The sequence below is a fragment of the Cellulomonas sp. McL0606 genome (assembly GCF_058248365.1).
In genome coordinates, this window is sequence record NZ_CM177779.1 from 226,028 (window position 1) to 239,928 (window position 13,901).

The 13,901-nt window shown below is 71.9% G+C and carries 13 protein-coding genes and 2 pseudogenes; 7 read left to right on the forward strand and 8 right to left on the reverse strand.

The window, feature by feature from the left end; genetic code table 11:
* Position 1: 1 nt before the first annotated feature.
* A complete protein-coding gene (locus AC38ZX_RS01220; RefSeq protein WP_491296036.1) occupies positions 2-784 on the reverse strand; it encodes a VOC family protein in 783 nt (260 codons plus the stop codon).
* A gap of 108 nt (positions 785-892) precedes the next feature.
* Here AC38ZX_RS01220 and AC38ZX_RS01225 point away from each other — a divergent pair, with 108 nt between their 5' ends.
* From AC38ZX_RS01225 to AC38ZX_RS01235, 3 genes are all read left to right on the forward strand, one after another.
* A complete protein-coding gene (locus AC38ZX_RS01225) occupies positions 893-1,711 on the forward strand; it encodes a cation diffusion facilitator family transporter (protein WP_491296038.1) in 819 nt (272 codons plus the stop codon).
* Complete coding sequence (locus AC38ZX_RS01230) at positions 1,708-1,872, forward strand: hypothetical protein (protein ID WP_491296039.1); 165 nt, start codon at positions 1,708-1,710, stop codon at positions 1,870-1,872. The genes AC38ZX_RS01225 and AC38ZX_RS01230 overlap by 4 nt, the downstream gene beginning before the upstream one ends.
* 70 nt (positions 1,873-1,942) lie before the next feature.
* Complete coding sequence (locus AC38ZX_RS01235; protein WP_491296040.1) at positions 1,943-3,181, forward strand: ion channel protein; 1,239 nt, start codon at positions 1,943-1,945, stop codon at positions 3,179-3,181.
* Between the two features lie 98 nt (positions 3,182-3,279).
* Here the strand turns inward: AC38ZX_RS01235 and AC38ZX_RS01240 are convergent, their stop codons facing one another.
* From AC38ZX_RS01240 to AC38ZX_RS01255, 4 genes are read right to left on the reverse strand one after another with little or no spacing between them, the layout of a single operon-like run.
* Complete coding sequence (locus tag AC38ZX_RS01240) at positions 3,280-3,642, reverse strand: hypothetical protein (protein WP_491296041.1); 363 nt, start codon at positions 3,640-3,642, stop codon at positions 3,280-3,282.
* Between the two features lie 41 nt (positions 3,643-3,683).
* Positions 3,684-4,226, reverse strand: a complete 543-nt coding sequence (locus AC38ZX_RS01245) for a YhjD/YihY/BrkB family envelope integrity protein (RefSeq protein ID WP_491296042.1) — start codon at positions 4,224-4,226, stop codon at positions 3,684-3,686.
* On the reverse strand, positions 4,223-4,642 hold the full coding sequence (locus tag AC38ZX_RS01250; protein WP_491296043.1) for a hypothetical protein: 420 nt from the start codon (positions 4,640-4,642) through the stop codon (positions 4,223-4,225). The genes AC38ZX_RS01245 and AC38ZX_RS01250 overlap by 4 nt, the downstream gene beginning before the upstream one ends.
* Positions 4,561-5,175, reverse strand: a complete 615-nt coding sequence (locus tag AC38ZX_RS01255; protein ID WP_491296045.1) for an alpha/beta hydrolase — start codon at positions 5,173-5,175, stop codon at positions 4,561-4,563. Before AC38ZX_RS01255 ends, AC38ZX_RS01250 begins: the two co-directional genes overlap by 82 nt.
* Positions 5,176-5,276: 101 nt before the next feature.
* Between AC38ZX_RS01255 and AC38ZX_RS01260 the strand changes: the two genes are divergently transcribed.
* From AC38ZX_RS01260 to clpB, 3 genes are all read left to right on the forward strand, one after another.
* The gene (locus AC38ZX_RS01260; protein ID WP_491296046.1) at positions 5,277-5,741 is read left to right on the forward strand and encodes an RNA polymerase sigma factor; all 465 of its coding nucleotides are present in this window, start codon (positions 5,277-5,279) and stop codon (positions 5,739-5,741) included.
* A complete protein-coding gene (locus tag AC38ZX_RS01265; protein ID WP_491296047.1) occupies positions 5,738-6,223 on the forward strand; it encodes a hypothetical protein in 486 nt (161 codons plus the stop codon). Before AC38ZX_RS01260 ends, AC38ZX_RS01265 begins: the two co-directional genes overlap by 4 nt.
* A gap of 76 nt (positions 6,224-6,299) precedes the next feature.
* Positions 6,300-8,894, forward strand: coding sequence for an ATP-dependent chaperone ClpB (clpB, locus tag AC38ZX_RS01270; protein WP_491296048.1), 2,595 nt, complete (start codon positions 6,300-6,302; stop codon positions 8,892-8,894).
* A gap of 146 nt (positions 8,895-9,040) precedes the next feature.
* On the opposite strand, the gene AC38ZX_RS01275 is transcribed toward clpB, so the two are convergent.
* Both AC38ZX_RS01275 and AC38ZX_RS01280 read right to left on the reverse strand, forming a co-directional pair.
* Positions 9,041-9,892: a glycoside hydrolase family 3 protein gene (locus tag AC38ZX_RS01275; protein ID WP_491297270.1), complete on the reverse strand. Its 852-nt coding sequence runs from the start codon at positions 9,890-9,892 to the stop codon at positions 9,041-9,043.
* 160 nt (positions 9,893-10,052) lie between these two features.
* Positions 10,053-10,811: pseudogene (locus AC38ZX_RS01280) on the reverse strand (glycoside hydrolase family 3 N-terminal domain-containing protein); the annotation flags it as partial.
* A 188-nt stretch (positions 10,812-10,999) separates the two neighbouring features.
* Between AC38ZX_RS01280 and AC38ZX_RS01285 the strand changes: the two are divergent.
* On the forward strand, positions 11,000-11,632 hold the full coding sequence (locus tag AC38ZX_RS01285) for a TetR/AcrR family transcriptional regulator (protein WP_491296049.1): 633 nt from the start codon (positions 11,000-11,002) through the stop codon (positions 11,630-11,632).
* Positions 11,633-11,671: 39 nt separating this feature from the next.
* On the opposite strand, the pseudogene AC38ZX_RS01290 reads toward AC38ZX_RS01285, so the two are convergent.
* Positions 11,672-13,891, reverse strand: a pseudogene (locus tag AC38ZX_RS01290) (aryl-beta-d-glycosidase).
* Between the last annotated feature and the right edge of the window lie 10 nt (positions 13,892-13,901).

Below are 13,901 nucleotides of genomic sequence, written 5' to 3' on the forward strand. Positions count from 1 at the left end.
CCTAGGCGTCGAGGCGGGGGCCCATCACCGCGAAGACCTCGCCGAACGGTCCGGCCGCGATGGCCATCCGACCGAAGGGCGTGTCGGTGGGCGGGCTGACCACCGTCCCGCCGAGGCTCGCGATCGAGGCGGCCGCCTCGTCGGTCGACGAGACCGCGAAGTAGAGGGTCCAGGCGGGCGGTGCTGTGTCCCCGGCGGCAGGACCGTACTGACCGACCCCGGCGAGCGGCCCGGCGCCCAACGAGAGTGCCGAGTAGGTGAACCCCGGCGCGCTCAGGTCGTCGACGGAGTAGCCGAAGACCTCCCGGTAGAACGCCAGCGCGCGGGGCTGGTCGTGGACCATCACCTCGCTCCAGGTCACCGACCCCGGCTCCTCCTCGACGTCCCAGCCGGTGTGGGTGCCGGACTGCCAGAGGCCGAAGACGGCATCGGTCGGGTCGGCGTACAGGCCCATGGTGCCGAAGCCGAGGATCGCCATCGGCGCCAGCACCACGCGGCCGCCGCCCTCCAGCACCGTCGACGCCGTGGCCAGGAGGTCGTCCGTCGCCAGGTACAGGCACCACGCGGGCGGCTGCGCTGTGGCGGGACCCATCGGCTCCGTCAGCCCGACGACGCGTCTGCCGTCGAGGAACGCCTGCGTGTACCCGCCGGTCTCGGGCCCGCCCACCTCGAAGGTCCAGCCGAAGAGTGGTCCGTAGAAGTCCTGAGCGACCGCCAGCGAGGGGACGGTGATGTCGGCCCAGGCAGGGGAGCCGGCCGGCCAGGCGTCACGGTGGGTGGTCATGCATCCACCCAACACCCCAGGGTCGGCCGGTGCCAGCGCGCGTTCCTGTCGGCATCGGCGCAGGCCGGTCGGCAGACAGGTCCGCGCGCGGTGTGCTACCCAGGGGGCATGTCCTCGAGCGAACCGCCGGCGTCCGCGGACGACGACGGCCCGCAGGACGAGAGCGTGATGACCGTCGTCGTGGCGTTCGTGGCCAACATCCTGATCGCGGTCGCCAAGTCCGTCGCGGCGGCGATCACCGGCTCGGCGTCGATGCTCGCGGAGGCTGCCCACTCATGGGCCGACACCGGCAACGAGGTGTTCCTGCTGATCGCGCAGCGGAGGGCCGCCAAGCCGGCGGACCCGACGCATCCGCTGGGCCACGGTCGCGAGGTGTACGTCTGGTCGCTGTTCGCGGCGATCGGGCTGTTCGCGGTGGGCGCCGGCGTCTCGATCACGCACGGCATCTCCGAACTCGCCAACCCGGAGCCCGCCACCGACTTCGGCATCGCCTACGCGGTCCTCGGCGTCAGCGCACTGCTCGAGGGGGCGTCGTTCTTCCAGGCGTCGCGGCAGGCGAGACGCGCGGCCGCGGACCGGAACCGTGACCTGTTCGAGCACGTCCTGGCCACCAGCGACCCGACCGTGCGGGCGGTGTTCTTCGAGGACGGTGCGGCGCTGGTCGGCCTCGCGATCGCGTTCGCGGGGATCGGGCTGCACCAGGTGACCGGCTCGGCCACCCCGGACGCGATCGGGTCGATCCTGGTCGGCGTCCTGCTCGGCGTCGTGGCGATCGTGCTCATCGACCGCAACCGTCGCTTCCTCGTCGGCCAGAGCGCCGACTCGGCTTCCAGGACGCGGCGCTGCGCGACATCCTGCGGCTCACCGAGGTCGCCCGCGTCACCGAGCTGCGCCTGGAGTACGTCGGCGCGGGGCTGCTCTTCGTGACCGGAGCCGTCGATCTCGTCGGCAACCCGGCCGAGGACGAGGCGTCGCACGTGCTCGCCTCGGTGGAGCGCCGGATCTCGGCGAACCCTCACATCGTCGGTGCCCTGCTGTCGCTCTCCGAACCCGAGGACGCCGCCCTGGTCCCCAGGGGCCGGTCGTGACCAGGGCGGGCAGGATCACCAACCAGGACGTCGTCCACGCGCCCGACCATGACGATCGAGGAGCAGATCTGTGACCACGCTCGACGAGGCCCCCTTCCGCGTTCCGGTCTCCGGCCTGATCAAGCTGGCGATCCCCGCCGCGGTGATGGGGATCTTCTGCTCGCTGTCCCTCCTGGGGATCAGCGCGGTCGCCGACCACCTGTCGAGCTGGATGTGGGACGACCTGTCGGACTTCTTCGGCTTCGAGGCGTACTCGACGGCGTGGATCATCGTCATGCTCACGGTCACGGGCCTGCTGGTCGGGCTCGTCGTGCGGTACGCGCCCGGGCACGCCGGGCCGGACCCCGCGACGATCCAGCTCGTCGCCGAGCCGCTCAAGCCGATCGTCCTGCCCGGGCTTGCCGTCGCCCTGGTCCTCATGCTCGCCGGTGGTGTCAGCCTCGGCCCGGAGAACCCGATCATCGGCATCAACGTCGGGATCATCGTCTGGGTCGGGCTGAAGCTCTTCCCCCGTGTCAACGCACCGGTCTGGCTCGCCATCGCGGTCGCCGGGACGATCGGGGCGATGTTCGGCACCCCCGTCGCGGCGGCCCTGCTGCTGTCCGAGCTCGACGCCGGTGACCGGCGCATCCCGCTGTGGGACCGGCTGTTCCCGCCGCTCGTCGCGGCCACGACCGGTGCCTTGACGACGATTCAGCTGACCACCGACTTCAGCCTGTCCGTCGACGTGGGCACCTACGTCGACGGCGGGCTCAAGGACCTCGGTCTGGGCATCCTGATCTCGCTCGGCGCGGCCCTGGTCGGTCTGGTCGCGGTCTACCTGTTCGTGCCCTTCCACACCGCGTTCCAGAAGCTGAAGCACCCGGTGCTCATGCTGACCGTCGGCGGTCTCCTGCTCGGCGTGCTGGGTGCCATCGGCGGCGAGGTGACGTTGTTCAAGGGCCTCAAGCAGATGCAGGAGCTGCCCGGGCTCGCGGCGACGACGACCGCGGCCGGCTTCCTCGTGTTCGCCGTGATCAAGCTGTTCGCGCTGCTGGTGGCCGGCACGTCCGGCTTCCGCGGCGGTCGCATCTTCCCGACGCTGTTCATCGGCGTCGCGCTCGGGTTCGCCGTGCACCAGGCGTGGCCCAGCGTCTCGTTGCCGCTGGCCGTCGGCTGCGCGAGCGCCGGCATCGTCGTGGCCGCCACGCGCAACGGGTGGCTGAGCCTGTTCATGGCGGTTGCTGTGGTGCCGCAGACGGTCCTGCTGCCGGCGTTCCTGCTCGCGACCCTCGTCGCGTGGCTGTTGGTGACCAACCGGCCGGGCTGATCGCCCCGAAGGCCCCCGAGCCTCCGGCCCAGGTGGGAGCGCCCGTCTGATCACCCGTGGGGTGGGTCGTGGCTCGCCGCGACCGGTACTCGTGCTGGTCAGTCGCCCATCCCGCCCCAGCGCCGCCAGGCATCGGCGCTGAGGTTCGGCACGTTGGCGTCCTCGGGGGACGGCCCGCGCACCAGCCGGCCGAGGATCCCCTCGTCCTGCGCGCACGCCCGCCCGACGACGGTCGCCCCGACGATCGCGAAGCTGAGCACGAACAACCAGCTGATGTAGGCGAACACCAGCCCGAGCACGCCGAACTCCTCGGCACCGTTGGTCAGCACGAGCGGCAGGTAGAACGCTCCGAGCTCGGCCAGGACCGTGAGCGCCAGCGCGATGAGGGCGCCCGTGAACGCGAGCGCGCGCAGGGAGATCTTGGTGCGCATCAGGACCCACGGCACATAGGTCCAGACCACGGTCCAGACAGCGAACCGGATGACGAACTCGATCAGGTGGTTCAGCGGGGTGTTCGACAGGATTGCGCCGGTGAAGGCGAGGAACGAGATCGCGACCAGGACCGCCGCGATCGTCGCGACCCACCGCCAGGCCGTGCGCAGCGGGGTCTGGGCACGGCCCAGACCTTGAGGAACATCCGCTCGAGCGCCCGGGAGTAGGCGGTCGCGCTGAAGAACGCGATGAGGAACCCGAAGATCCCGAGCCCGCTCGCCGCCGTCGCGGAGCTCGGAATGCTCCCGGCGAGGGTCGCCTGGACCGAGTCGGACAGCCCCATCGCGTCGCCCATGGAGGCGCCGAAGCTGTCCTCGTTCGGTCGCACGGCGGCCGCGAAGATCATGATCGGCACGATCGAGACGAAGACCTGCGCGGCCAGCGTCATGGCGCGGTCGAACGGTTCGATCGCCGTGAATCCGCTGATGATCCGGTCGATGAGCGTGCCGAGCGGGGTCCCGCGCAAGCCGTCCCAGTACCGCAGGACCCGGATCTTCCAGCGCGCGACGAAGCGCAGGACCCGGATCTTCCAGCGCCCGTACCGATCGCTCACGGCAGCCTGTCGGCCAGGAACGCGAGGACCTCCGACGTGTACAGGTCGCGCGCGGGCGCGGGCGACAGGGCGAGGTCGTGCGCCCCGCCCGGGACCTCGGCGAAGGTGACGTCGGGCCCGAGCAGCGGCGCGCGCTCCCGGATCTGCGTGACGTCGAGCACTGAGTCGGTGGTGACCAGGTCGGGGTGCCATGCCGCGTCCGGCCCGGAGCGGTCGGAGGCCAGCACGAGCACCGGGACGTCGATGGACAGCCCGCGGGCCACCCGCCTGTGCCCGCGGCGGACGGTCCGGATGAGCCCGGCACGGACCGGGAACCCGCGGTGGGGCTTCCAGGTCAGGTCGTAGTCCCACTCTCCGCCCGTGTCGCGATGCAGGGCCTCGCCGTAGTACTGGCCGAGTCGAGCCACGGTGAGCATCGGGGCGAGCCTGCCGACGACGTCGAGCACGGGTGTGAGCACCCGGCGCTCGACCCGCTCCCGCGCAGGTCCAGCCATGGGCTGTTCAGCACGAGGGCGTCGATGCGACCCGTTCCCGCGCGGGCGTCGGCCCACAGCGAGGTGATCAGCCCGCCCATCGAGTGGCCCAGCAGCACGACCTGGTCGTGGTCGGCGCGCAGCAGCGCGATCGAGGCGTCGATCTCCTCGGCGTAGGTGGCCAGGCTCGTCGTGAAGTTCGCGGGCCGCCCCTCCCGGATAGACCGGCCGAAGTCGCGCAGGTCGAGTGCGAACAGGTCCCAGTCCGCCTCGGCGAGCGCCTCGGCGAACCCGGTGTGGAAGAAGTAGTCGACGAAGCCGTGCACGTACAGGACGGCGCGACGCGGTGCAGCCCCGGCGGGGGTGTGGTGGACGAGGGTGGCGACCGGCCCGGGCGTGCGACCGTCGGGCCGCAGCTCGAGGGTGCGGGCCGTCCAGCCGGCGCCGAGGACGTCGGGGCGCTCCTGCATGGTCATGGCGTGATCGTGCCACGTCGTTCGCGTGAACTGCCTCACATCGCGGGCGGTCCGTGCCGATCACAACCGGTGTGGACGCGCGCACTGATCGAGACCTCTGGTTGTCCGAGGATCGAGACGACGCGCCCGCGTTCGGAACGCTGTTCGACCGTCACCACCGGGCGGTCCACCGCTACTGCTTCCGGCTGACCGGGTCGCGCGTCGCCGCGGAGGACCTGCTGACCGAGGCGTTCCTGCAGGCGTGGCGGCGGCGCGACGAGATCACACCGCTCGGTGACGACGCGCTGCCCGTGCTGCTGAGCCTGGCCACGGCCTGCCTACCGCGGGGGCGTCGGCTGATCCCCACGCAACGACGCCCGCCCGAGGCGGACGAGGTCGCCATGCGCGACGTCCTGCGCCGGATCGCGCACGTGCGCGGACGGCACCGCGAGATCCTCGAGCTGCACGCGTTCGGTGGCCTGTCCGACGAGCAGATCGCGGACGCGCTCGGCGTGCAGGCCTCCTCGGTGCGCTGGTCGCTGGACCGCACCCGCGGACCGCTGGAGGAGCCGGTGGTCGCGTCATGATCGACCTGCCCGAGACGCGCGAGCTGACGGTCGACCGGACCGCGGTCCTGCGCCGGCAGCTGATGGACACGATGCTCGCCGACCCGCCCAGGCCGGCTCGCGCGACGACCCCGCCGACGCGCGGGCTGCTCGTCGCCGCAGTGCTGGTGTTCGTCCTGTTGGTCGCCGGGCTGGCCGCGGCCGTCGCGATCACGGTGACGGCGACCCACCGCAGCAGCAGCGACTCGGTGGTGGTCGACTCCGACACCCTCGACGTCCTCTACCAGGGCCGCCGGATCACGCAGGATGACCTGGTGGAGCTCACCCGGGCCGGCAAGGGCACGTTCACCACCACCGACGCGGACACCGAGCACGACCTGCACGCGACGCGCGCCTTCGACACCCTGGAGGAGCTCGACGCGTACTCGGCGGACTACCTCGCCTGGCAGAAGTCCAAGGCCGACGGTGCGGATGTCGACGCGTGGGGAACCCTCCGCCCGTAGGCATCGCAGAGTTGAGCGGAATAGACTCAACTTTGCTCGTGGTTGCTAGGGTCGTCTCGACTCATCAGGAGGTCATGTGGACGCCAAGTTCACCACCCGTTCCCAGGAGGCCCTGGGCGACGCCATCCAGGCCGCCTCGGCCGCCGGCAACCCGCAGCTGGAGCCCGTGCACCTGCTCGCCGCGTTGCTCGCGCAGCAGGGCGGCGTGGCCAACGGGCTGCTCGACGCGGTCGGCGCCGACCGTGCCGTGCTCGGCCGGTCCGTGCGCGCCATGCTCGTCGGCCTGCCCACCGCCAGCGGCGCCTCGATGGCGCAGCCGTCCGCGTCGCGCGCCATGAGCACGGCGCTGGATGCCGCCTCGTCCGAGGCGCGGGCCCTGGGCGACGACTTCGTCTCCACCGAGCACCTGCTGCTCGGTCTGGCCGCCGGCCAGTCCGGCGTCGCCGACGCCCTCAGGGCACAGGGTGCGTCCCGCGAGGCGCTCGCGGCAGCGCTCCCGACCGTGCGCGGCTCGGCACGCGTCACCACCCCGAACCCCGAGGGCACCTACAAGGCCCTGGAGAAGTACGGCGTCGACCTGACGCAGCTGGCGCGGGACGGCAAGCTCGACCCGGTCATCGGGCGCGACGCCGAGATCCGCCGCGTCGTGCAGGTGCTGTCGCGCCGCACCAAGAACAACCCCGTGCTGATCGGCGAGCCGGGCGTCGGCAAGACGGCCGTCGTGGAGGGGCTGGCCCAGCGGATCGTCGCCGGCGACGTGCCCGAGAGCCTGCGCGGCAAGAAGCTGGTCTCGCTCGACCTGGCCGCGATGGTGGCCGGCGCCAAGTACCGCGGTGAGTTCGAGGAGCGCCTGAAGGCGGTCCTCGAGGAGATCACCGGGTCCAACGGCGAGGTCGTCACGTTCATCGACGAGATCCACACGGTCGTCGGCGCGGGCGCGGGCGGCGAGGGTGCCATGGACGCGGGCAACATGCTCAAGCCGATGCTGGCGCGCGGCGAGCTCCGCCTCGTCGGTGCGACGACGCTCGACGAGTACCGCGAGCGCATCGAGAAGGATCCCGCCCTCGAGCGTCGGTTCCAGCAGGTGTTCGTCGGCGAGCCTTCGGTGGAGGACACGGTCGCCATCCTGCGTGGGCTCAAGGAGCGCTACGAGGCGCACCACAAGGTCACGATCGCCGACTCGGCGCTCGTCGCGGCCGCCACCCTGTCCGACCGGTACATCAGCGGTCGCCAGCTCCCGGACAAGGCCATCGACCTCGTGGACGAGGCCGCCTCGCGGCTGCGGATGGAGCTGGACTCGTCGCCCATCGAGGTGGACGAGCTGCAGCGCGCCGTCACACGGCTCGAGATGGAGGAGGTCGTCCTGTCCGAGTCCGACGACCCCGCGTCCAAGGACCGGCTCGCACGGCTGCGCAAGGACCTGGCCGACCGGCGCGAGGACCTCGCGTCGCTGACGGCTCGGTGGGAGAAGGAGAAGGCGGGCCACAACCTCGTCGGCGACCTCAAGGCGAAGCTGGACTCGTTGCGCTCGGACGCCGAGCGGCTGCTGCGCGAGGGGGACCTGTCCGGCGCCGCGCGCATCCAGTACGGCGAGATCCCCGCGCTGCAGGAGCAGATCAGCGCGGCCGAGGCGTCCGAGGAGGCCGAGGGCTTCGTCGACTCCGGACCGCCGATGATCGCGGACCGGGTGGGTCCCGACGAGGTCGCGGACGTGGTGGCGCAGTGGACCGGCATCCCTGCGGGCCGGCTGCTGGAGGCCGAGCAGGCCAAGCTCCTGCGCATGGAGGAGGTGCTGGGCGAGCGGCTGATCGGCCAGAAGACGGCCGTCGCTGCGGTGTCGGACGCCGTCCGCCGCGCCCGCGCGGGCATCTCCGACCCGGACCGGCCCACGGGCAGCTTCCTGTTCCTCGGGCCGACCGGCGTCGGCAAGACGGAGCTGGCCAAGGCGCTCGCGGACTTCCTGTTCGACGACGAGCGCGCCATGGTCCGCATCGACATGTCGGAGTACTCCGAGAAGCACTCGGTGGCCCGGCTCGTCGGCGCCCCTCCGGGCTACGTCGGGTACGAGGAAGGCGGTCAGCTCACCGAGGCCGTCCGGCGCCGCCCGTACTCGGTGGTGCTTCTCGACGAGGTCGAGAAGGCCCATCCCGAGGTGTTCGACCTTCTGCTGCAGGTGCTCGACGACGGGCGCCTGACCGACGGTCAGGGGCGGACGGTCGACTTCCGCAACGTGATCCTGGTGATGACGTCGAACCTGGGCTCGCAGTATCTGGTGGACCCGTTGCTGTCCGAGCGCGACAAGCGCGACGCCGTGATGGGGGCCGTGCGTGCCGCGTTCAAGCCGGAGCTGCTCAACAGGCTCGACGACGTCGTCCTGTTCGACCCGCTGTCGCTCGACGAGATCGGGTACATCGTGGGTCTGCAGGTGGCGTCCTTGGCGAAGCGGCTGGCGGACCGCCGGCTGACGCTCGACGTGTCGCCCGCGGCCGCCGAGTGGCTCGCGCTCGAGGGCTACGACCCCGCCTACGGCGCCCGCCCGCTGCGCCGGCTGGTGCAGCGCGAGATCGGCGACCGGCTGGCCAAGCGGCTGCTCGCAGGTGAGATCGCCGATGGCGACACGGTGGTGGTCGAGCGCGGTGAGCAGGGGCTCCTGGTCTCGGCGCACGGCTGACGGACTCCCACCGGCGTGCAGCTCGAGGACGCCGCAGGGACGTGGGTTAACCTCACGCTGATCGCACGAGAGCCCGGCCCCCCTGACGAGGGCCGGGCTCTCGTGCGTCCGATGCCTGCGAAGCGCGACGACGGAGGGGTGTGCGCTCAGAGGCTCAGGCCGTGCCCGAACCGGAACAGCGGGTCCGCGGTGTCGAACGGCACGTCCTCGCGGGACGCCTCGACGGCGGCCATCGAGCGCGGCAGGTCGAACGGCAGGCGTCCGCGGGCGACGCCGGGAGTGCCGAGCGCCTCGAGCAGGGGAGCGTCGGCGGCCCCGAAGTCGACCACGAGGGCCGCGGCGGCGTCGACGAACGGCGTGAGGATCGCGGGCCGGTCCAGGTACACCTCGACGATCGTCGGCACCTGGGCGCAGATCGCCTGGATGCGTGCCACCTCGTCGGCCGGGAAGTCGAGCGAGCCCGTGTGGAAGAACGCCTCGAACCCGTTCGAGCGCTGCTCCCACGGCGCCTTGAGCCGCAGGATCGCGACGTCCGCCTGCGCGGGATCGCTCACCGCGGTCCCGTACGACGAGACGTCGACGCCCTCGCCGTAGATCCGCCGGCCGGCCAGCAGCGGCAGGACGCCGTCGTTGGTCAGCACGGTGATGCTCGCTGCCTGCGCGGCCAGGCCGGCGGCGACGAACGACGGCTTCCCGACGACGGCCGCGGCGGCCTCGACATCCACGTAGCGCCGCTCGTCGAAGAGCCCGAGCACGAACTTCTCGCGCAGCAGCCGACGCACGGACGCGTCGATGCGCTCCTCGGAGACGCGCCCCTGCCGGACGAGCTCGACCACCACCTCCGGGCAGGACTCGCCACCGAGCTGGTCGACGCCGGCGTCGAGGATCATGGCGACGCGGTCCTGCACCGACAGGTCCTCGACGCCCCACGCGCGGGCGGGGAACGCGGCGCCGAAGATCTCGGCGTCGCTGACCAGGCCCCAGTCGGTGCAGACGATCCCGTCGAACCCGGTCGTCGCGCAGCAGACCCTGGATGATCGGCTTGTTGAACCCGAAGCCGACCTCGGGGATCCCCTCGAGGCCCACCGGCATGCCGTAGTACGGCATCATCTGCCGCGTGCCGGCCTCGAGCAGCTTCCGGAACGGCGCCAGGTGCTCGTCGAACCGTCCACCGGGATAGACCTGCTCGCGCCCGTAGGCGAAGTGCGGGTCCTCGCCGTCCTTCTGCGGGCCGCCGCCGGGGAAGTGCTTGGTCATCGTCGAGACGCTGTCCGGCCCGAACTCGCCGCCCACGATCTTGCCCGTGCCCTGGAAGCCGTGGACGTACGCAGCGCCCATGCGGCCGGTCAGGCAGGCGTCCTCACCGAACGTGCCGTTGGCCCGCGCCCAGCGCGGCTCGGTGGCCAGGTCCACCTGCGGGTGCAGCGCCGTGCGCAGCCCCACCGCGAGGTACTCCTGACGGGCGATGTCGGCGTGCTGCTCCATCAGCGCCTCGTCGCGGGTCGCCGCGAGCCCGAGGGTCTCGGGCCACTGGCTGAACGGACCGGAGAGCAGGGCCGCCGCGGGGTTGTCCGTGAACGCGTGCCGGGGGTCGGTCGCGATGGTCACCGGGATGCCCAGGCGGGTGCGCGCAGCCAGCTCCTGCAGCAGGTTGTGCCAGCGGGCCATCTGGCGTGGGTCGTCGGGGACGCTCAGCACGTTGACGTGGGTCAGGTGCAAGGTGTTGAGGTACTCGTCGGTCGACGGCGTGCCGAACATGTTGTCCGCGCCGGCCAGCGCGCCGCCCTCGCCGATCGTGATCATCGCGTGGAACAGCTGCCCGGCCTTCTCCTCCAGCGTCATGCGCCCCAGGAGGTCCTCTACCCGATCGTCGACGCTGCGGGCGGGGTCGAGGTAGGTCTCGTCGGTGGTGGCCATGGTCAGCGGACTCCCTTGATGCGGTGGACGAGCACCTGCCGGGTCGTGCAAGGGCGGCCACCGGCCCGCGAGGGCCGTGCGCCGACCCCGGTGTCGGACCGCAGGTCGGTTCGGCAGTGAATACCGACCGCGCGTGAGGAAAAGTTACCACCTGGTCGGAATTCATCAAAAGGTGCCATCCTGAGCCCATGACGACGACCGTCCCCCCGCATCCCCGAGGCGGCTACGCCAAGGGTCGGGCCACGCGCGAGGAGATCCTCGACTCGGCGATGCAGCTGTTCGGGGAGGTGGGCTACCACACCGCGTCGCTGCGCGAGGTCTCCGCACGGGTGGGCATCTCGCACCCCGGGCTGCTGCACCACTTCCCCAGCAAGGCCGCCCTGCTGGAGGCGGTGCTCGTGCGTCGCGACGAGATCGACGGCGCCGCATACCAGGCCGACCTCGACGCCGGGTACGAGTTCTTCGACGCCCTCGTCCGGATCGTCGAGCGCAACGCCGCGCGCCCTGGCATCGTCGAGCTGTTCGCCACGCTGTCCGCCGAGGCGACCTCGCCGCAGCACCCCGCGCACCGCTACTTCCAGGACCGCTACCGGCTGATCATCGCCGGCGCGGTCGAGGGGTTCGAGCGGTGGCGGGACGAGGGCCGGCTCCACGAGGGGGTCGACCCCGCGACCGCCGCACGCCTGATGGTGGCGGTGATGGACGGCCTGCAGGTCCAGTTCCTGATGGACGTCGACACCCCGGACTCCCGCGTCGACATGGCCGACGCGCTCCGCCAGCAGATCACAGCGATGGTCAGCCCGTCGGCCCCCCCGCGCTGACCTCGCCCGGGTGCCCAGCCCGCCCGGCCCGGACACTGGTCAGGCGGTGGCGACCTTGGCCACCAACGCGTCCAGGTCGGCCAGCGTGAAGTCCGTCATGCCGAACGTCACCAGGACCTTGGCGGGCATCGACCCGAGCATCGCCCGCGTCGAGTCGTCCAGCGGCGGCATGTCGGCGGGCATGGTCAGCATGCTCTGCAGCAGCGGCCCGCCGACGGGGTGCGCGAACCACTCGCCGATCGTCGACATGGACGTCAGCGCGCCCCACAGCGGGTCGCCCTCGACCTGGATCGACACGGAGCCCCGGATGTCCCGCGACGAGGCGCCCACCTCGACGACGAACTCGCCGCCCTCGACCACCCACCGGTGCAGTCCGGTGTGCCAGTAGGACAGGTCGCGACGAGTCAGCTCGAACGTCAGCGTGCGGGACTCGCCGGGCTCCAGCGCGACCTTGCCGAAGGCCTTCAGCTCGCGGGTCGGCCGCAGCACCGAGGCCTCGGGGTCGCGGACGTAGACCTGGACCACCTCGGCGCCGGCCCGGGTTCCCGTGTTGGTCACGCGTACGGAGACCGACGCCTCGGTGGCGACGATGTCGTCGTAGGCGAACGTCGTGTACGACAGCCCGTGCCCGAAGGGGAACGCCACGTCCATCGCGCGGGTGTCGTACCAGCGGTAGCCCACGAGCACGCCCTCGCCGTAGCGCACGTGCCCCAGCTCGCCCGGGAAGTTGCCGAACGCCGGGGTGTCCTCGAGCCGGTGCGGCACCGTCTCCGTGAGCTTGCCCGACGGGCTGCGCGTGCCGAGCAGCAGGTCGGCGACCGCCGAGCCGCCGGCCTGGCCGCCCAGCCACGTCTCGAGGATCGCGGGCGCAAGGTCCTGCCAGTCGCTCACCGCGACGGCCGACCCGTTGGCCAGGACGACGACGATCCGGGGGTTGACGGCCGCGATCGCACGCAGCGCCGCGACCTGGTTGTCGGGCAGGCCGAGCCGGGGGCGATCGTAGCCCTCGGACTCGTCCGGTCCGGGCAGGCCGAGGAAGACCACCGCGGTCTCGGCGGTCCGTGCGAGCTCGACGGCACCGGCCAGGAGCGCGTCGTCGGCCCCCTCCGGACCGCCCGCGATGGTGAAGCCGGGCGCGAACGCGATGTCTCCCAGGGCCGTCAGCGCGTCGTCGAGCCGCGTCGGGTTCACCTGCGACGAGCCGGCGCCCTGGTAGCGCGGCGTCCGGGCGAACTCGCCGACGACGGCAAAGGACCCGGTCAGTGGCAGCAGGGGGGCGCCACCGACCGGGTCGTTCTTGAGCAGCACCGACCCGGCGGCGGCGGCCTCCCGGGCGAGCGCGTGGTGCGCATCGACGTCGAAGGTCACCGCCTCGGCCAGCCCCGGCTGGGAGCGCTGCACGAGTCGCAGCACGCGGCGGACGGCCACGTCGAGCACCGCCTCGTCGAGCGAGCCGTCCCGGACGGCGGCCACGACGGCTTCGTCGGAACCCGCGCCGGAGGCCGGCATCTGCAGGTCCAGCCCGGCCGCGAGGGCGGGCACCCGGTCGTGCACGGCGCCCCAGTCGGACACGACGAGGCCGTCGAACGCCCACTCGTCCCGCAGCAGCTCGGTGAGCAGCCAGTGGTGCTCGGACGCGTAGATGCCGTTCACCTTGTTGTAGGCGCACATCACGGTCCACGGTTGCGCGTCTCGGACCACCCGCTCGAACGCGGGCAGGTAGATCTCCCGCAGCGTGCGCTCGTCGACGTCGGCCGAGACGCGCATGCGGTCGGTCTCCTGGTTGTTCGCCGCGAAGTGCTTGAGCGACGTGCCGACGCCCTGGCTCTGGATGCCGCGCACGATCGCCGTACCGACTCGCCGGCGACCACCGGGTCCTCGGAGACGTACTCGAAGTTGCGGCCGCACAGGGGGGTGCGCTTGATGTTCACGCCGGGGCCCAGCAGCACGGCGACGTCGTTGGCGCGGGTCTCGCGGCCGAGCGCCTCGCCCACCCGGTGCGCCAGGTCGACGTCCCACGACGAGCCGAGCGCGGCCGCGGTGGGAAAGCAGGTGGCGGGCACCGCTCCCCATGCCCAGGTGGTCGGCGGCCTCGGCCTGCTTGCGCAGCCCGTGCGGGCCGTCACTGACCATCACGCCGGGGACGCCCGCGCGTTCGACCGCCTGGGTGTGCCAGAAGTCGGCACCCGACGTCAGCGACGCCTTCTCCTCCAGGGTCAGCTGGGCCAGGACGTGCTCGACATCGAAAACCTGCGTCATCGCGGGGGTC